General features: G+C 67.9%; 13 protein-coding genes. 5 read left to right on the plus strand and 8 right to left on the minus strand.

Features of this window, described 5'->3' with window-relative positions:
* Complete coding sequence (locus PSQ40_RS10755) at positions 1-2,220, minus strand: cyanophycin synthetase (protein ID WP_273951739.1); 2,220 nt, start codon at positions 2,218-2,220, stop codon at positions 1-3.
* 183 nt (positions 2,221-2,403) lie between these two features.
* On the opposite strand from PSQ40_RS10755, the gene PSQ40_RS10760 reads away from it, so the two are divergent.
* The 4 genes from PSQ40_RS10760 to PSQ40_RS10775 all read left to right on the plus strand — a co-directional run bounded on the left by PSQ40_RS10760 (position 2,404) and on the right by PSQ40_RS10775 (position 6,640).
* Positions 2,404-4,707, plus strand: coding sequence for a cyanophycin metabolism-associated ABC transporter (locus tag PSQ40_RS10760; protein ID WP_273951422.1), 2,304 nt, complete (start codon positions 2,404-2,406; stop codon positions 4,705-4,707).
* A 12-nt stretch (positions 4,708-4,719) separates the two neighbouring features.
* Entirely contained in the window at positions 4,720-5,193 is a 474-nt protein-coding gene (locus PSQ40_RS10765) for a cyanophycin metabolism-associated DUF1854 family protein (RefSeq protein WP_273951423.1), read from the plus strand.
* Positions 5,194-5,244: 51 nt separating this feature from the next.
* Positions 5,245-5,979, plus strand: coding sequence for a 7-cyano-7-deazaguanine synthase QueC (gene queC / locus PSQ40_RS10770; RefSeq protein ID WP_273951740.1), 735 nt, complete (start codon positions 5,245-5,247; stop codon positions 5,977-5,979).
* Between the two features lie 202 nt (positions 5,980-6,181).
* Positions 6,182-6,640, plus strand: a complete 459-nt coding sequence (locus PSQ40_RS10775; RefSeq protein WP_273951425.1) for a hypothetical protein — start codon at positions 6,182-6,184, stop codon at positions 6,638-6,640.
* Between the two features lie 78 nt (positions 6,641-6,718).
* On the opposite strand, the gene PSQ40_RS10780 is transcribed toward PSQ40_RS10775, so the two are convergent.
* The gene (locus tag PSQ40_RS10780; RefSeq protein WP_273951426.1) at positions 6,719-8,482 is read right to left on the minus strand and encodes an ABC transporter ATP-binding protein/permease; all 1,764 of its coding nucleotides are present in this window, start codon (positions 8,480-8,482) and stop codon (positions 6,719-6,721) included.
* A gap of 146 nt (positions 8,483-8,628) precedes the next feature.
* On the opposite strand from PSQ40_RS10780, the gene PSQ40_RS10785 reads away from it, so the two are divergent.
* Complete coding sequence (locus PSQ40_RS10785; protein WP_273951427.1) at positions 8,629-9,855, plus strand: diguanylate cyclase; 1,227 nt, start codon at positions 8,629-8,631, stop codon at positions 9,853-9,855.
* A 16-nt stretch (positions 9,856-9,871) separates the two neighbouring features.
* Here PSQ40_RS10785 and PSQ40_RS10790 read toward each other — a convergent pair whose 3' ends face one another.
* From PSQ40_RS10790 to gspN, 6 genes are all read right to left on the minus strand, one after another.
* Entirely contained in the window at positions 9,872-10,237 is a 366-nt protein-coding gene (locus tag PSQ40_RS10790; protein WP_273951428.1) for an EF-hand domain-containing protein, read from the minus strand.
* Between the two features lie 175 nt (positions 10,238-10,412).
* Positions 10,413-11,312 (minus strand): 5'-nucleotidase, encoded by a 900-nt coding sequence (locus PSQ40_RS10795; RefSeq protein WP_273951429.1) that lies wholly within the window; start codon positions 11,310-11,312, stop codon positions 10,413-10,415.
* 253 nt (positions 11,313-11,565) lie between these two features.
* A complete protein-coding gene (gene gspF / locus PSQ40_RS10800) occupies positions 11,566-12,792 on the minus strand; it encodes a type II secretion system inner membrane protein GspF (RefSeq protein WP_273951430.1) in 1,227 nt (408 codons plus the stop codon).
* Between the two features lie 31 nt (positions 12,793-12,823).
* Positions 12,824-14,212 (minus strand): GspE/PulE family protein, encoded by a 1,389-nt coding sequence (locus PSQ40_RS10805; RefSeq protein ID WP_273951431.1) that lies wholly within the window; start codon positions 14,210-14,212, stop codon positions 12,824-12,826.
* A 5-nt stretch (positions 14,213-14,217) separates the two neighbouring features.
* Positions 14,218-16,440: a type II secretion system secretin GspD gene (gspD, locus tag PSQ40_RS10810; RefSeq protein ID WP_273951432.1), complete on the minus strand. Its 2,223-nt coding sequence runs from the start codon at positions 16,438-16,440 to the stop codon at positions 14,218-14,220.
* A gap of 6 nt (positions 16,441-16,446) precedes the next feature.
* Positions 16,447-17,301, minus strand: coding sequence for a type II secretion system protein N (gspN, locus tag PSQ40_RS10815; protein ID WP_273951434.1), 855 nt, complete (start codon positions 17,299-17,301; stop codon positions 16,447-16,449).
* Positions 17,302-17,329: the final 28 nt, after the last annotated feature.

The following is a 17,329-nucleotide window of genomic DNA, read 5'->3' on the forward strand; positions in this document are numbered from 1 at the left end:
TCAGCGGAAGAAAGCCGTGCTGCCGGCCGGGCGAACCGGTTGCGGATCGGGGTCGAAGGTTTCGATGCCGGCGGCGATCAGGTCGGGCGAGATGTCCAGCGCCCAGGCGGTGGCCACGGCGGCCAGCAGCGCCTCTTCGGTCATCGGGAACGCCGTGTTCTGGCGCGTGCGGATGTCGCCGAGGTCGGACAGCACCTTCTCGCGGCTGCCTTCGGCCAGCACCACGTAGCCGTGTTGCAGGTAGACGGCGCGGCCTTCGGCGGCGCGGTGCGCTTCGATCGCGGGCACGTTGGCGGCCAGGCCGTACAGCACCACCGAGCCATCGCACAGCGAGGCCATGTCGCTGACGCGGGTGTCGGCGGTGTTGAGCACCGCCACGCCATCGGGCAGCACCACGTCGACCTGGGTGCGCATCACCCGCACCATTTGGTCGGCTTCGTGCACGTCGTAGTGGCTCAGGGCTTCAAAGCCTTCGAGGTCGGTCACCACGCCCACCTGGCAGCGGTCGTAGGGCAGGCCGTCGCGCAGGATGGTCTCGGCGCCGTTTTCGATCACGGTGGCCTGCACCGAGTGGTTCATCAGCAGGCGGTGGCCGGCTTCCCAGTTGGCGCAATCCACGGATTCGACGCGGCGGCGGTCCAGGAACAGGCCGTCGCGGCAGGCCAGGCCCGTCTGGCGGCCACTGAGGTGGGCCAGCCAGGCGACCATGCGGGCGATCTTGTGGGTGTCACGCGTGCCGGCCACGCCCACCACGGGGATGCGGCCCGGCGCCACGTCGCCTTCGGTTTCGGGGAACAGGTGGTCCACGATGGCGCGGCCCACCGGGCGCGGCGAGCCTTCGGCGGGCTTCAGGTGCATCAGCAGGCCGGGGCCGGCGTTGACTTCAACGATGGCGCCGCCTTGCTCGGCCAGCGGGCGCGAGATGTCCTTGGCCACCAGGTCAATGCCCGCGATGTCCAGGCCCACCACGCGCGCGGCCAGGCTGGCGGCGTACTGCACCTCGGGGTGGATGTTGTCGGTGCAGTCGATGGCCACGTTGCCATTGCGTTCGATCACCACAAAGCGGCCCGCGGCGGGCACGGCGTCGGGGCTCAGGCCCTGGCGCTGGATCTCGAGCTGCACCTTGGTGTTGGTCTCGATGACGATGGTTTCGAGCGGGAACTCTTCTTCGATGCCGCGGCGCGGGTCGGAGTTGAGCTGGCTGTCGATCAACTGGCGCACGGTCGAACGGCCGTCGCCGGTGATGCCGAGGATCTCGCCACGCGCCGCCGCCACCACCTTGTCACCCACCACCAGCAGGCGGTGTTCGTGGCCCGGGATGAAGCGCTCGACCATCACGTCGCTGCCCTCGGGGTAGGCCACATGGTAGGCGGCCTCGATGTCGGCCTGGGTGTGCAGGTCCAGCGTCACGCCGCGGCCATGGTTGGCGTCGGAGGGCTTGACCACCACCGGGAAGCCGATGTCCTGGGCCGCTTCCCAGGCTTCTTCGGGGCTGTTGACGATCTGGCCTTCGGGCACCGGCACGCCGCAGGACTTGAGCAGCGATTTGGTCAGGTCCTTGTCACCGGCAATGCCTTCGGCGATGGCGCTGGTGAATTCGGTCTCGGCGGTCCAGATGCGGCGCTGGCTGGCACCGTAGCCCAGTTGCACCAGGTTGCCGTCGTTGAGGCGGATGTGCGGGATGCGGCGGTCGGTGGCCGCGTCCACGATGCAGGCGGTGCTGGGGCCGAGGTAGCAGTTGTCCACTTCGGTGCGCACGCGGTGCACCGCGGCCTTGACGTCAAAGCTGTCGCCGCGGATGGTGGCGATCAGCAGTTGGTGGCCGGCGTCCAGTGCGGCGCGCGCCACGCGTTCTTCGCGGGCCCGGAACACCATGCGGTAGACCCCGTGGCGCGAAGTGCTGCGGGTCTGGCCAAAGCCGGTGGGCATGCCCGCCAGGTTCAGCAGCTCGATCACGATGTGTTCCAGGATGTGGCCCGCCCAGGTGCCTTCTTCGAGGCGCTGCAAAAAGCCGCCGCGCTCACCGACCCCGCAGTGGTGCTCGATCAGGGCGGGCAGCAGGGCCACCAGCCGGTCCTTGAACCCGGGGATCTTGTTGGAGGGGTAGTTTTCGAGGTCCCCGAGGTCCAGCCAGACTTCCAGGACGGAACGGTAGGTCCAAATGTTGGGGCCGCGCAGGTAATTGATGCGCAAGAGCTTGAGATCGTCGGCTTTGATCATGTTCGAGTCGGGTTCGGTGCCTGGCGCCATGCCGCCATCCAGCCGAGATTGTGCGCTCACTTTGGGCGCTTGGCTGAGCTCACATTCTGCGTCAGACCGTCGCATGGCTTCGGTTTCGGCGAAAATCGACTTTTCCTGCCTCTGCGCGGGAGGGCGAACAGTGCCGCGCGGTACGGAATCAAAATGCAACATTCAAATCCTGTAGGTTCTCCAGACGAGACAGCCGATCTCGGAAGAATCGACCCTCAATCTCAGCTGGCGTCCGGTGAAAACGTGCTCGCAACCCTTCCGGTTGACCTGGACACCGGCTTGCGCTACGCCCGCGGCCTGCTGGTGGTGACGGAAAAGCGCCTGCTGGCCTGCGAGCCCGGCTCGGGCGAGTGGCGCAGTTGGCCGCTGGACGCCAGCCTGGCGCTGCGCCACAGCGACCACGCGGGCGTCGGCACGCTGGAGCTGGTGACGGCCGAGCGCCGCCTGGCGCACTGGCGCTTCACCCTCAGCGCCGATGTGCACGCGATGCGCCTGCTGCGGGTGTTCGAGCAACGCCTGGCCGTGTTGGCTGGCGCCGCGCCCGAAGACAATGAAGAAGTCGCCTGCTGCCCCGCCTGCAGCGCGCCGCTGCCGCCCGACAGCGACAGCTGCCCGGCCTGCGAGCGCGAGCTGCAGCCGCCCACCTCGACCTGGGTGCTGTTGCGCCTGTGGCGCTTTGCCCGCCCTTATCAGAAGCAACTGGCGATCGGGTTTGGCCTGACGCTGGCCTCCACGGCGGCCACGCTGATCCCGCCCTACCTGACCATCCCGCTGATGGACGACATCCTGATCCCGTTCCAGAACGGGAAGCAGATCGACCCGATGCTGGTGCTGCTCTACCTGAGCGGGCTGCTGGGGTCGGCGCTGGCCGCCTGGGGCCTGAGCTGGGCGCGCACCTACATCCTGGCCCTGGTGTCCGAGCGCATTGGTGCCGACCTGCGCACCACCACGTACGAGCACCTGTTGCGCTTGTCACTGGATTATTTCGGCGGCAAACGCACCGGCGACCTGATGAACCGGATCGGGTCGGAGACCGACCGGATCAACGTGTTCTTGTCGCTGCACGCGTTGGATTTCATCACCGACGTGTTGATGATCAGCATGACGGCGGTGATTCTGTTCTCCATCAACCCCTGGCTGGCCCTGGTCACCCTGGTCCCGCTGCCGTTCATCGCCTGGCTGATCCACACCGTGCGCGACCGTTTGCGCACCGGGTTTGAGAAGATCGACCGCGTCTGGTCGCAGGTCACCAATGTGCTGGCCGACACCATCCCCGGCATCCGCGTGGTCAAGGCTTTTGCGCAGGAAAAGCGCGAGGCCGAGCGCTTCAAGCAGGCCAACCGCTACAACCTCGAGGTCAATGACAAGCTCAACCGCACCTGGTCGCTGTTCTCGCCCACGGTGTCGCTGTTGACCGAAATCGGCTTGCTGGTGGTGTGGGGCTTTGGCATCTGGCTGGTCTCGCGCAGCCAGATCACGGTCGGGGTGCTGACCGCCTTCATTGCCTACATCGGGCGCTTCTACACCCGGCTGGACTCGATGAGCCGCATCGTGTCGGTGACGCAGAAGGCCGCCGCCGGGGCCAAGCGCATTTTTGACATCCTGGACCACGTCTCCAACGTCCCCGAACCGACCCAGCCCGTCAAGCTGCCGGCCGTGAAGGGGCGCATCGAGATGAACAACATCGGCTTCCGGTACGGCACGCGCAGCGTGATCCGGGGCGTGGACCTCGACATCCAGCCGGGCGAAATGATCGGTCTGGTCGGCCACAGTGGCTCGGGCAAGAGCACCCTGGTCAACCTGATCTGCCGTTTCTACGACGTCACCGATGGCGGCATCAAGCTGGACGGCACCGACATCCGCCGCTTTGCCGTGGCCGACTACCGCAGCAACATCGGCCTCGTGCTGCAGGAACCCTTCTTGTTCTTTGGCACGATCGCCGAGAACATCGCCTACGGCCAGCCCAACGCGACCCGCGAGCAGATCGTTGCGGCGGCCCGTGCGGCGCACGCGCACGACTTCATCCTGCGCCTGCCGCAGGGCTACGACTCGCTGGTGGGCGAACGCGGCCAGGGCTTGTCGGGGGGGGAGCGTCAGCGCATCTCGATTGCGCGCGCGCTGCTGATCGACCCCCGCATCCTGATCCTCGACGAGGCCACCTCGGCCGTGGACACCGAGACCGAGAAGGAAATCCAGCGCGCCCTCGACAACCTGGTGCAAGGCCGCACCACCATCGCCATCGCCCACCGCCTGTCCACCCTGCGCAAGGCCGACCGCCTGGTGGTGATGGACCGCGGGCAGGTGGTCGAAGTGGGGCCGCACGACGAGCTGATGGCCAAGCAGGGGGCCTACTGGCGCTTGTACGAAGCCCAGGTGCGCCGCGTCGACGGCAGCGACGACGACACGCTGGCGCTGGCGCCCAGCGCCCATTCCGCCCACCCGGCGGGTCAACCCTGAGGTGGCCAGATCATGAGCAATCCCGTTTCTTTCCAATTGCAGCGCCACCCGCTGGGGCGCCTGGTGCTGATCGACGCCGAGGGCCAGAGCCACCTGGGCGTGACCCCGGTGCGGGCTTTCCCGATCGCCGCGCCCGACGAAGGCCTGTCCCTGGTCGGTCCCGAGGGGCACGAGCTGGCCTGGGTGCCGCGGCTGGACCAGCTGCCCGCGCCCGAGCGCACCCTGATCGAAGAAGAGCTGGCCTCGCGCGAGTTCAACCCGGTGGTCAAGCGCCTGCTGGCGGTGTCGAGCTTCTCGACCCCCTGCACCTGGACGGTTGAGACCGACCGCGGCCCGACCCAGTTTGTGCTCAAGACGGAGGACGACATCCGCCGGCTGGAGCGCGGCAAGCTGCTGATTTCGGGCGGCCAGGGCATCGTCTACCAGGTGGCCGACATGCAGGCGCTGGACCGCGCGTCGCGCAAGCTGCTGGAACGTTTTCTGTGAGCCGGGCGCTGCGGCGCCCCCTATTTATCTGAGTGAGGCGATTTCATGCCCCTGCACACCACGGCGCTGGTCCTGTTTTCGGGCGGCCAAGATTCCACCACCTGCCTGGCCCACGCGCTGGCGCGCTACGAGCGTGTCGAAACCGTGGCGTTCGATTACCGCCAACGCCACAGCGTGGAGCTGCAGGCGCGGCTGGCGGTGCTGGACGCCTTGCGCGCCCAGTTCCCGCACTGGGCTGGCAAGTTGGGCGAGGACCACCTGTTGGACCTGGGCGTGCTGGGCCAAGTGAGTGAGACCTCACTGACCCGGGACATGGCGTTCCAGATGGAACAAAGCGGTCTGCCCAACACCTTCGTGCCCGGCCGCAACCTGCTGTTCCTGACCCTGGCTGCGGCGCTGGCCTACCGGCGCGGGCTGGAGGTCATCGTCACCGGCGTGTGCGAAACAGATTACTCAGGCTACCCCGACTGCCGTGACGACACCATGAAGGCCATGCAACTGGCCCTGTCGCTGGGCATGGACCGCCGCCTCCTGATCGAAACCCCGCTGATGTGGATCGACAAGGCCGAGACTTGGACCCTGGCGCACCAACTGGGCGGCCAGCCGCTGGTGGACCTGATCGTCGAGCACTCCCACACCTGTTACCTGGGCGACCGGGAGCACCGCCATGCCTGGGGTTGGGGCTGTGGCCAGTGCCCCGCCTGTGAACTGCGCGCCCGTGGCCATGAGCGCTACCTCAGCCAGTGGCCGGCGGGTCGCCCCGCGCCGGTTCCCGCCAGCGCCTGAAGTGCATTTGGACGGTGTGTTCAAAAAGAGACCCTCGGGTCTCTTTTTTGTTATGAGGGCCCAGCCCTTGCGCAGATCAAAAAAATCTCGAAAATTTTTCAGAAAGGGCCTAAATTTTTCGGGCCGGCTGCCGTAAAAGGTACGAGAGCACTCAAAAACCCTTGAGTTGCTGTGTAAACCATTTGTACTGAGTGGGTCTGTTATGCAACTTCCCCCTGTCGATCGCACGATGAGCTGGGCCGCCTACGGCGCCGGCGCTTCGGCGTCGGCTGGCGAAAGCGAGCGCCAGACGCCGACCAAGCCCGCCACCACGGTGACCAACGCGCCGACCGAGTCGACCATCATCACGGTCTCGGGGCGCAAGGTGGAGAGCCCGGACAAGCCCTCGGCCTCGAACGACCAGCCCAACAAGGATTGGACCGAGGTCAAGAAGAAGGCGACCACCGAAGAGCCCAAGAAGCCACCGCCAGAGCCCATCTCGAAAAAGCTGCTGGACTTCATCCACTCGGTCTGGAAGGCCAGTGGTTCGGTGGTCGAACTGGCCGCCACCGAGGCCAGTGCCGAGGCCAACCGCCTGCAAAACGAGCAGACCAAGGCGGGCCTGTCGACCAATCTGCTGGTCTACACAGACCCCAAGGTCAAGCGCGGCGGCGGTCTCTGAGCCGCGAGGCGCGCGGACCGGGTCGTTGACTGCCCCGCCGTTCAACTGGCCCACCCACCCGGGGCGGCCTGAGCCCTGTCAAATCGATTCACTGACCAAGCGGAAGCGGCGTGGCGCGCTGCTGACTTCTTCCAGCCGCCAGCGCGTGTTGTGGAAGCGCGCCAGCTCGGGCCGGTGCGCAATCGACACCAGACCACCGCCTTGCGACTGGGTCAGCGCCACCAGACGCTGGTACAGCAACTGCTCGGTGTCTTCGTCCAGGGCGCTGGTGGCCTCGTCGGCCATCACCCAGGCGGGGCGCTTCAGCAGCACACGGGCCAGCGCCAGGCGCTGCTGTTCACCGCCCGACAGCTTCTGGCTCCAGGCGTCCTCGCGGTCCAGCTCGGTGCACAGGTGTGGCAACTGGGCCTGGCACAGTGCCTCGCACAGGGCCTCGTCGTCGTAGGTGCTGGCGGCGTCGGGGTAGGCCAAGGTGTTGCGCAGCGGGCCGTTGGCGAGGTAGGGCTTTTGCGGGATGTACATCACCCGTTGCGGCTGGCTCAGCGTGCCGTGGGCGTGCGGCCACAGGCCCGCCAGGGTGCGGAACAGGGTGGATTTGCCGCTGCCCGACGGCCCTTGCAGCAGCACCTTCTGACCGGCCCGCGCATGGGCGCTGCTGGGGGCCAGCAGGGGCTGACCATTGGGCAGTTGGATGCTGAGTTGATCGATCTGCAGGTCGTCGCCGAGCTCGGTGCGCAGCCCCTCGGGCACCGCCTGGGCATGGGTCAGGTTTTCTTCAAAGGTGGTCAGCCGGTCGCTGGTGGCCCGCCAGCTGGCCAGCGAGTCGTAGTTGTCGACCAGCCAGCTCAGCGAACCCTGCACCCGGTCAAACGCCGAGGCGATCTGCATCAGCTCGCCCAGCTGGATGGCGCCACTGAAAAAGCGCGGCGCCGCCACGATGAAGGGGAACACCACCGCCGCCTGGCCAAAGAAGTTGGTGAACCAGACCAGCCGCTTTTGCGCCTTGATGAGCGCGATGTAGTTCGCCATCAGGCGGCCGAAGCGCTGCTTGAGGTTCTCGTTCTCGACCGGGCTGCCCAGGTCCAGCGCGATGGATTCGCTGTATTCACGTACCCGGCCCATGTGGCTGCGGAAGTCGGCCTCATAGCGCTTCTGGCCAAAGTTGAGCCCGATCAGCGGGCGCCCGATGTAATGGGTGGCGACACTGCCGGCCACGCAATACAGCACCGCCATCCAGACCATGAAGCCCGGGATGTTGTAGTCGCTGCCGCCCAGCGAGAAGGCAAAGTTGCCCGACAGGCTCCAGAGGATGCCGACAAAACTCGCCAGCGTGACCACTGCATTGAGCAGGCCCATGCTCAGCGACACGGTCAGCGAGGTGAACAGGTTGACGTCCTCCTGGATGCGCTGGTCCGGGTTGTCGGGCGGCGCCTGGTGGGCCGCGCCTTCGGCGTAGCGCGCCAGTTCAAGCCGGTAGAACAGGTGGTTGGCCAGCCAGCGGTCGAGGTAGTGGCGGGTCATCCAGGCCCGCCAGCGCAGCTCCAGCCACTGGGTCAGGTAGAACTTGTAGACCGCGATCACGATGTAGGCGAACGCCAGCAGGGCAAAGCGCGACAGCTGGTGCCAGAACACGTCGGCCTGCTTGTTCTGCAGCGCGTCGTAGAACACCCGGTTCCAGTCATTGATCAGCACCAGCATGTACACCGCGCCGAGGTTCAGGGCCACGATGGCGGCGAGCAGGCCGCGGGCCTGCCAGCGTTCATCGGACCGGAAGTACGGCATGGACAGCGCCAGGATGCGGCGGCTGGTGTCGCGAAAGAGTCTGAATTTGGAGACGGTCATGGCATGCGAGGAGGTCAAAGAGGTGCCTGGCCGAGGCAATCCGCTAGCACGGGGGCGGGGGCGATGGATAATTCTGGCAGCGGAAAGGGGGGCTTTCCGCTCCAAGAGGGTGGTTCGATCTGAAACCACCCCAGCAGGAGGGAAGTTTGCCAGTTTCGATTCGGGCGCGTCTGAACCAGATGCTGCTTTTCATGACCGTGCTGGGCGTCGCGATTGCCGTGACCTGGGCCTGGTGGATCAGCCGCGGCCAGGTGTTGCACGACGTTGAAGACCGGGCGCGCCAGCACATGGTGACCGCTCAAGCCATCCGCCAGTACACCGAGACGCATGTGCGTGAGGCCTTGCTGGCCGACACCCAGCAGTTTCACCCGGCGTCCGTGCCCTCGTTCGCGGCCAGCACGACACTGGCGCTGCTGCAAAAAGACTACCCCGATTTCGACTACCGCGAGGTGGCGCTCAACCCCACGGTGCCGGCCCACCAGCCCCAGGGCTGGGACCGCGTGGCGGTGGACGCCTTCCGCGCCAACCCGGACCTGAGCTCCTTGCAGAGCCGGGACTGCGAGCCCGGCGGCCAGCGCTGGTGCCTGGCCCGCCCCTTGCGCGCAAAGGCCGCCTGCCTGAGCTGCCATGGTCAGCCCGAACAGGCGCCCGCCGCCATGTTGGCCCGCTACGGGGCCACCCACGGGTTTGGCTGGCAGGTCGGCGAGGTGGTGGGGGCCCAGGTGGTGTCGGTCAACCTGGCCCCGTTGTGGGGGCGGGTGTACCGGGCCATGGGGCGCACGGCGGCCTTGTCGCTGGGCATCATGGGCCTGTTCTTTGTGATCATGAACTTCGCGCTCAAGCGCATGGTCATCTCGCCCCTGCAGGCCCACAGCGATGGTTGGCAGCGCCTGGCGTCCGAGGACGCCTTGACGGGCTTGGCCAACCGGCGTGAGTTCAACCTGCGGGCCGAGCAGGCGGTGCGCTGGGCCGAACGCGAACATCGGCCTTTGTCCTTCATCGTGCTCGATCTCGACAGCTTCAAGCAACTCAACGACCGGTTTGGCCATGCCGAGGGCGATGGCGTGCTGCGCACCCTGGGCCAGTTGCTGTCCCAGAGCACGCGGCACCGCGACTTGCCGGCGCGCCTGGGCGGCGAGGAGTTTGCCTTGATGGTGCCGGGTCATGATCTGATGTCGGCGCACCAATTTGCCGAGGCGCTGCGCCACAAGGTGGAGTTCACGGTGTTTCCGCGGGGCTTGCCGGTCACGGCCAGCCTGGGGGTGGCGCAGTGGCAGCCCGGTGAGTCGGTGGCCGAGACCCTGCAGCGTGCCGACGAGGCGCTCTACCGGGCCAAGGCCGCGGGGCGCAACACCGTCTGCATCGCACCCTGAGCCCACAGCAAAGGGCTCAGCGCTTGGCTTCGGTGCTGCCCTCCGTGGCCTTCTGGGCCCGCAATTCTTTGGCGTAAGCGCGGATTTCTTCAAAGCTCACCTTGCCATCATGGTCGGCGTCGGCCGCGTCAAAGGCCTTGGCCAGGCGCGGGAACAGCGCCACTTCGCCGCGGCTCAGGTAGCCGTCGCCATTGAAGTCCAGCATCTTGAACTGACGCGCGGCCAGGGCTTCGCCTTCGCTGGGTTGTTCATCTGACGGTGACGGGGCCGTGCTGGGGCCTTGGGCCGTGGCCAGGGACCAGTGACCCAGGCCCGCCAGGCAGAGCACGAGGGGCAGGGCGCGGGCGGCACGGGCTAGGCCCGAGGCGCGGGAGACATTCATGGGGATCCTTTCTAGAGTCGTCAGATGGGGACGGGGCCCGCATCTTCAACGCCTTGGACGCCGTTGGGGGCCCAGAGTTGCCGCTGCTGACAGACTTTGCCAAACATTGACATGCCGACCCCGGGGGCGCTTCGACCAGGCTGCTCGCCTGCCTGCGCTTGCCCTGGGGCCCTGTTCAGGGGTTGGCCACCCCGCTGTGGACATGGCCGGCCGGCACATGCTGGGCCGCCGAGTTGACGTGGCCAGTCTGGTCGTCAAAGAAGAAATCAGGCTCGAACTCGCGCAGGAACCCGCCTTTTTCGAGCCCGCCGAGGAACAGCACCTCGTCCACCTCGATGTTCCAGCGCATCAGCGTGCGGATGGCGCGTTCGTGGGCCGGGGCGCTGCGGGCCGTGACCAGGGCGGTGCGGATGCGCATGTGGGGGTTGTCGGCCTGCTGCAACCGGTGCAGGGCGGCCAGCAGTGGCTTGAACGGGCCGTCGGGCAAGGGGTCGGCGGCGCGCTGGCTCTCGTGCTGCTGAAAGGCGTCCAACCCCTGGCTTTGGTAGACCCGTTCGGCTTCATCGGAAAACAGCACCGCGTCGCCGTCAAAGGCAATGCGCACCTCGTGGGGGTGGCTGTTGCTGGCCTGCACCGATTCGGTCAGCACCCGTGCCGCCGGAAAGCCCGCCGCCAGCGCCTGGCGCACATCGCTCTCGTTGGCCGACAAGAACAGGTGGGCGCCCAGCGGCCGCAGGTAGCCAAAGGGGTTGCGGCCGCGCGTGAAGACGCCGCGCTGCAGCGGGATGCCGGTCTCGTGGGCCGAGCGGAAGATGCGCATGCCACTGACCGGGTCGTTGCGCGACAGCATCACCACCTCCACCAGCCGGTCGGCACCGGGCTGGTTGAACGCCAGCAGCTTCTTGACCAGCGAGAACGCCACCCCGGGCGGTGCCGTCACGTCCAGCCGATCGAGCTGCAGCTGCCGATAGGCTTGTTCGCTGACCTGTTCAAAGACCGTGTTCTCTTCTTCAAAGTCAAACAGTGCGCGCGATGAAATGGCCACCACCAACTGGCCATCAAGGGTCATAGGCATGGGCCCAGCCTCCAAGGTTGAATCCCCCCATTGTGAGGCCGCCCGCCGCTGACCTGTGGCCATGTCGGCGCCCGCCCACCCGCGGCCAGTCTCCCCCCAGGCGACCAAGGCCCCCTTGGGGGGCAGCGACCCACACGCAGCGGGGAGGGTGGTGGCCTGACCGGACGCCGCCGGGCCGCTCCCAAGGCGGCCGGGGCCCCCCTGGGGGGCAGCGACCCACACGCAGTGGGGGAGCGTGGGGGCCTCACTTATTTCATTTGACGAACTGGTTCAGCTGGATGATCGGCATCAGCACCGCCAGCACGATCAGCATCACCATCAGGCCCATGCCGACGATCAGCAGCGGTTCGAGGATGGTGGCCAGTTGCATGGCGCGGCGTTGCACCTCGGTGGCCAGTTGGTTGGCGGCGCGCTGCAGCATCAGCGGCAGTTGGCCGGTCTGCTCGCCGAGGCGCGCAAACATCGAGACCAGGCCCGGGAAGCGTTTCTTTTGCGCCAGCGCCGAGCCCAGCGGGGCGCCTTCGCGCACCAGCACCAGGGCGTCCAGGGCGTCGGCGCGCATGGCGCGGTTGGACACGGTCTCGGCCGCGGCCTGCAAGGCCTTGAGGATGGGCACCCCCGCGGCGGCCAGCATGGCCAGGGTGCCGGCGAAGCGGGCCGCGTTGTAGCCGCGCGCCAGCTTGCCGATCAGTGGCAGCCGCAGCCAGGCCGCGTCAAAGCGCAGGCGCCAGGCCTCGAGGGTCAGCAGGTAGCGCGCGAGCGCGAACAGCCCCCCCAGCACGGCGGCCATCAGCCAGCCGTAGCTGCGCACCAGGTCGCTCAGGCCCAGCATGATCACGGTCAGCAGCGGCAGGGCGCGCTTGGTGCCGGCGAACACGTTGGCCACCTGGGGCACCACGTAGCCGACCAGGAACAGCACGATCACGATGGCCACCAGGGTCACGATGGCCGGGTACATGGCGGCGCCGATCAGTTTGCTGCGCAGGGCTTGCCGTTCTTCGAGGTCGTCGGCCAGGCGCTCCAGCACCAGACCGAGGTTGCCGCTTTGCTCGCCCGCGCCAATGACGGCGGTGTAGATGTCGTTGAACTCGCGCGGGTGCTGCGCCAAGGCGCGCGCAAATGAGGCGCCGGCGTTGACTTCGGCGCGCAGCCCGGCCACCAGCTGGCGCTGGGCGTCGCTGTCGGCCTCGTCGGTCATGGCGGTCAGGGCGCGCTCCAGCGGCAGACCCGAGCTGACCAGGCCTGCCAGCTGGCGCGTCCAGATGGCCAGCGTGGTGGCGTTGAAGATGCGCTGGCTGAACAGGCCGGGGCGGTGCACGCCGTCGGCGTCGGCGGTGCCGCCCTTGACCGGCTGCACATTGAGCGGCACCAGGGCCTGGGCGCGCAACTGGCTGCGCGCGGCACGCGCGGTGTCGGCCTCGATCACGCCCTTGCGGGCCTGACCCTGGGCGTCGACGGCTTCGAATGAATAGGCTGGCATGGGGCGGGTGGTGGGGCGGTCGGGGGCGCGCTCAGTCGCGCGTCACGCGCAGCACTTCTTCGCGCGAGGTGATGCCGGCGGCGATCAGGCGTTCGCCGTCGTCGCGCATCAGGGTCATGCCCGCGGCCAGGGCCGCGTCGCGGATGTCCGCCTCGGCCGCCTGACCATGGATCTGGGCCCGGATGGCTTCGTCGGTGACCAGCAGCTCGAACACCCCGGTGCGCCCCGCATAGCCGGTCTGGCCGCAGTGCTCGCAGCCGGTGCCGTGGCAGTGGCTGCAGTACTTGCGCACCAGGCGCTGGGCCAGCACCCCGAGCAGGGACGACGACAGCAGGAAGGGCTCGACCCCCATGTCGGTGAGCCGGGTGATGGCGCTGGCCGAGTCGTTGGTGTGCAGCGTGGCCAGCACCAGGTGGCCGGTGAGCGAGGCCTGGATGGCGATCTGCGCGGTCTCGAAATCTCGGATTTCGCCGATCATGATCACGTCCGGGTCCTGGCGCAGGATGGCGCGCAGCGCCTTGGCAAAGGTCAGGTCGATCTTGGCGTTGACCTGGGTCTGGCCGACGCCGGCGAGCTCGTACTCGATCGGGTCTTCCACCGTCATGATGTTGCTCTGCGTGGCGTCCAGGCGCTGCAGGGCCGAGTACAGCGTCGTGGTCTTGCCTGAGCCGGTGGGCCCGGTGACCAGGATGATGCCGTGGGGCTGGCCGATCAGGCGCTCAAAGCGGGCCAGCACATCGCCCTGCATGCCCACCGATTCGAGGCTGAGCTTGCTCTCGCTCTTGTCGAGCAGGCGCAGCACGGCGCGTTCGCCGTGGGCGCTGGGCAGGGTGGAGACCCGCACGTCGATGGCCCGGGTGCCCAGGCGCAGGCTGATGCGGCCGTCCTGCGGCAGGCGTTTTTCGGAGATGTCGAGGTCGGCCATGATCTTCAGGCGCGAGATCAGGGCCGCGTGCAGCGCGCGGTTGGGCGTGACCACCTCGCGCAGCGTGCCGTCGACACGGAAGCGCACGCTCGAGTGGCGTTCATAGGGCTCGATGTGGATGTCGCTGGCGCCGTCGCGTGCGGCCTGCGTGAGCAAGGCGTTGAGCATGCGGATGATGGGGGCGTCGTCGGCGGTCTCCAGCAGGTCTTCCACCGCGGGCAGCTCTTGCATGATGCGCGACAGGTCGGCGTCGGATTCGACCTCGCTGACCACGCTGGCAGCGCTCGATTCGCCCTGCGCGTAGGCGGCCGAAATGCGCTGGGCCAGCGCCGGGGCGTCCAGCCACTGCACGGCCTGCACCGGGTGGCGGCGCATGACCTCACTGACCGCGGCGGCGTCGGCCCCGGGGGCCTGCACCAGCACGCACTGCTGGCCGTCGTCTTCCAGCAGCAGCTGGTGGCTGCGCGCGAACGCATAGGGCAAAGGATGGCGCATGGCTCTCAGGGCTTGGCGGTGGCGGCGTTGCTGTCGGGGGCCGGGCTGCTGGCCGGGGCCGGCGTGGGCAAGGGGCTGCCTTTGGCATCGGTGCGCGGGCCCAGCACTGGCAACACCGGGGCCCCGGTGACGTTGGGCATCATGGCGCTGGGCGTGGGCTGCACGGTTTGCTGCACGCCGCGCAGGGTGTCGTAGCGGCCCTGGGTGATGGCGTCGGCGTCCGAGGCCTCACGCACCACCACCGGGCGCAGGAAGACCATCAGGTTGGTCTTTTTGCGCGAGCGGTTTTCGCTTTTGAACAGGTTGCCGAGGATGGGCAGGTCACCCATGCCGGGCACCTTGTCGGCTGCGCCCGAGTACTCGTCTTGCAACAGGCCGCCGAGCACCACGATGGCGCCGTCGTCGACCAGCACTTGCGACTCGATCGAGCGCTTGTTGGTGGACGGGCCGTTGGTGTTGGTCTTGGTGGAGGCATCGATGCTCGACACCTCCTGGTAGATCGACATGCGCACGGTGCCGTTTTCGCTGATCTGCGGCTTCACGCGCAGGGTCAGGCCGACGTCTTTGCGCTCCACGGTCTGGAACGGGTTGACGGTGCTGGTGCTGTTGTTGGTGCTGGTGTAGGTGCCGGTCACGAAGGGCACGTTCTGCCCGATCACGATCTTGGCTTCCTCGTTGTCCAGCGTCAGCAGGCTGGGGGTGGACAGCACGTTGCCGTCGGTGTTGTTCTCCAGGAACTGGGCCAGGAAGCCCAGCACGTACTGGCCGTTGATCTTGCTGCCAATGCCGAAGTTGAAGCCATTGCCCGGCAGCACGGTGCCCAAGGTGCTGGTCGACAGGCTCAGGATGTTGGCCCCGGCCTGGGCCGAGTTGGTGCCCAGCAGGCCCACGGTGCCGCCGGCGCTGCCCAGTAGGCCCTGCCACTGCACGCCAAATTGCGCCACCTTGTTGGCGTTGACTTCGACGATCAGGCTCTCGACCAGCACCTGGGCGCGGCGGCCGTCGAGCTTGTCGATGACGGCGCGCAGCTGGCGGTACTGGGGTTCGGGGGCGGTGATGATCAGCGAGTTGGTCGACGGGTCGGCCTGGATCTGCCCGCCCGTCGAGGGTTGGGCGCTGGTGCCAAAGCTGCTGGACGCGCCCAGGCTGCTCGAGCTGCCGGTGTTGGTGGTGCTGCCCAGCGACCCGGTGGGGGTGCTGCCGGTGCTGCTGCTCAGGCCGCTGGTGGTGCTGAGCCCGCTGCTGCTGACGCCCGTGCTGGTGCCGGTGTTGCCGGCGTTCATGGCGGCGCGCAAGGTGGTCGCCAGCTTGGTGGCGTCGGCGTTCTTCAGGTAGACGACATGGATGTTGCCCGCCGCGCCATTGGCGCCCGAGGTCGGCTGGTCGAGCTTGGCCACCAGCGACTTGACCAGCGCTGCGCGCGCCGGGTTGGCGGCGCGCAGGATCAGGCTGTTGCTGCGCGGCTCGGCCAGCAGCGTGGTTTTGAAAGAGGTGTCGGCCTGGCCCTGGGCGGCACCTGCGGCGACGCCGGTGCTGCCGGGGTCGATCAGCCGGCTCACCAGCACCGCCAGGTCCACCGCCACCGCGTGCTTGATGGGCAGCACCTCGACGTCACTGGCGTTGGGCACGTCCATCGACGCGATGATGCGGGCCAGGCGCTGCAGGTTGTCGGCGTAGTCGGTGATGATCACCGAGTTGTTGCCGGGGTTCACGTTGATGGTGTTGTTCGGGCTGATCAGGGGCCGCAGCACGGGCACCAGGTTGTTGGCGCTCTCGTAGTTGAGGCGGAAGATCTGCGTCACGATCTGGTTGCCGCCGCTGCTGCGCTTGTCGGTCTCGCTGCTCGAGATGGTGACCGAGCCCCCTTGCAGCTTGGCCTCGGCCTCGGGCACCACCTTGTACAGGCCGCTGGCCTCGACCACCGCAAAGCCCTGCAGGCGCAGGGTGGTCAGGAACTGTTCCCAGGCCGCTGCCGGGCTGACGGGGCGTTCGCTGGTCAGGGTGATGGTGCCTTTGACGCGGGGGTCGATCACCACGTTGCGGCCGGTGATCACGCCCAGGGTGCGCGCCACGCCGTCGATGTCGGCGCCATTGAAGTTGAGGGTGATCGGCTCGCCGGCCTTGGGGGCCGATCCGGTTTGTGCCGGGCTGGGCACGGCACCCAGCAGCAGGCTGGAGGCCAGTGACAGGCTGGCCAGTCGGACAAAGGGGCGGGTCGGGGTTTTCATGTGCAATTAGCCCAGGGTGATGTGGGAGCGCGCGCCACGGCGGCGTCCGATGAGGTTCAACAGGTTGTTCAGTGCGGCTTCGCGTTCGGGCGCGGCCTCGCCCGTGCCCTGAAAGCGCAGGCGGGCGCCGACCCATTGGCCGTGTCCGCTGAGCAGCAGGCTGCCTTCGAGGGTGCTGAGGTCCAGGCTGGGCGAGTCACCGCCCTTGACCACCACACGGTAGCTGCCCATGGGCCGCAACGTGGACAGGCGCGAGGCCATGTCCAGCAGGTCCAGCTGGGCCTGGCCTTCGAGGCGCAGCCGGCCCGCCGCCCAGTCCAGGCGCAGGCCGCTGAGTTGCAGTTGCAGGCGGCCTTCGGGCTGCAGCGTGTTCCAGGGCGTGCCCAGGCCGCTGAGCAGCTGGGCGGGCCAGTGCGACTGGTGGTCCTGCACCTGCACGCTGAGCCGGTTCCAGCCCGGCTGGAGCAGGGCTTGCAGCGGCGCCTCGGCGCAGCAGTCCAATGCCAGGGTGATGCCCAGGCCGTTCCAGTGCGGGGCCAGGCGCCAGCCGATGCGGCCGGGCAGGGTGGTGCGGTCCTGGCTGTCACGCCCGCCGGTCAGCACCCATTGGGCCGAGCCCGACCAGACCGTGCCACGCGGCCACAGCAGTTGCACCTGCCCCTGGCTGGCCTGGTCGACCGCGGCGGCCAGCCAGCGCGCCGGGGCCCAGAAGCCCGCGCACAGCAAGGCGCCGCACAGCGCGCCAGCCCAGGCCCAGCGGCGCCCCAGCCGGGCTTCCTGCGGGCCGCGCGCGCGCGGCAGCAGCGCGGCCTGCAGGGCAGCGGCGCGGGGTTGAGGGGAGCGGGCAGGCAACAGGCGCATGGGACCGGTGGGTGGGGTGGCCGGGGGT

Origin of the sequence: Curvibacter cyanobacteriorum, assembly GCF_028649475.1 — a bacterium.
Lineage (GTDB): Bacteria > Pseudomonadota > Gammaproteobacteria > Burkholderiales > Burkholderiaceae_C > Curvibacter > Curvibacter cyanobacteriorum.

What these genes read in the sequence shown, in the direction of transcription:
- PSQ40_RS10760 (WP_273951422.1), top strand. Translation starts at nt 2,404, where the DNA reads ATGCAACATTCAAATCCTGTAGGTTCTCCAGACGAGACAGCCGATCTC.
- gspF (WP_273951430.1), bottom strand. Translation starts at nt 12,792, where the DNA reads ATGCCAGCCTATTCATTCGAAGCCGTCGACGCCCAGGGTCAGGCCCGC.
- gspN (WP_273951434.1), bottom strand. Translation starts at nt 17,301, where the DNA reads ATGCGCCTGTTGCCTGCCCGCTCCCCTCAACCCCGCGCCGCTGCCCTG.
- PSQ40_RS10780 (WP_273951426.1), bottom strand. Translation starts at nt 8,482, where the DNA reads ATGACCGTCTCCAAATTCAGACTCTTTCGCGACACCAGCCGCCGCATC.
- PSQ40_RS10805 (WP_273951431.1), bottom strand. Translation starts at nt 14,212, where the DNA reads ATGCGCCATCCTTTGCCCTATGCGTTCGCGCGCAGCCACCAGCTGCTG.
- PSQ40_RS10790 (WP_273951428.1), bottom strand. Translation starts at nt 10,237, where the DNA reads ATGAATGTCTCCCGCGCCTCGGGCCTAGCCCGTGCCGCCCGCGCCCTG.
- gspD (WP_273951432.1), bottom strand. Translation starts at nt 16,440, where the DNA reads ATGAAAACCCCGACCCGCCCCTTTGTCCGACTGGCCAGCCTGTCACTG.
- PSQ40_RS10795 (WP_273951429.1), bottom strand. Translation starts at nt 11,312, where the DNA reads ATGCCTATGACCCTTGATGGCCAGTTGGTGGTGGCCATTTCATCGCGC.
- PSQ40_RS10755 (WP_273951739.1), bottom strand. Translation starts at nt 2,220, where the DNA reads ATGATCAAAGCCGACGATCTCAAGCTCTTGCGCATCAATTACCTGCGC.
- PSQ40_RS10765 (WP_273951423.1), top strand. Translation starts at nt 4,720, where the DNA reads ATGAGCAATCCCGTTTCTTTCCAATTGCAGCGCCACCCGCTGGGGCGC.
- PSQ40_RS10775 (WP_273951425.1), top strand. Translation starts at nt 6,182, where the DNA reads ATGCAACTTCCCCCTGTCGATCGCACGATGAGCTGGGCCGCCTACGGC.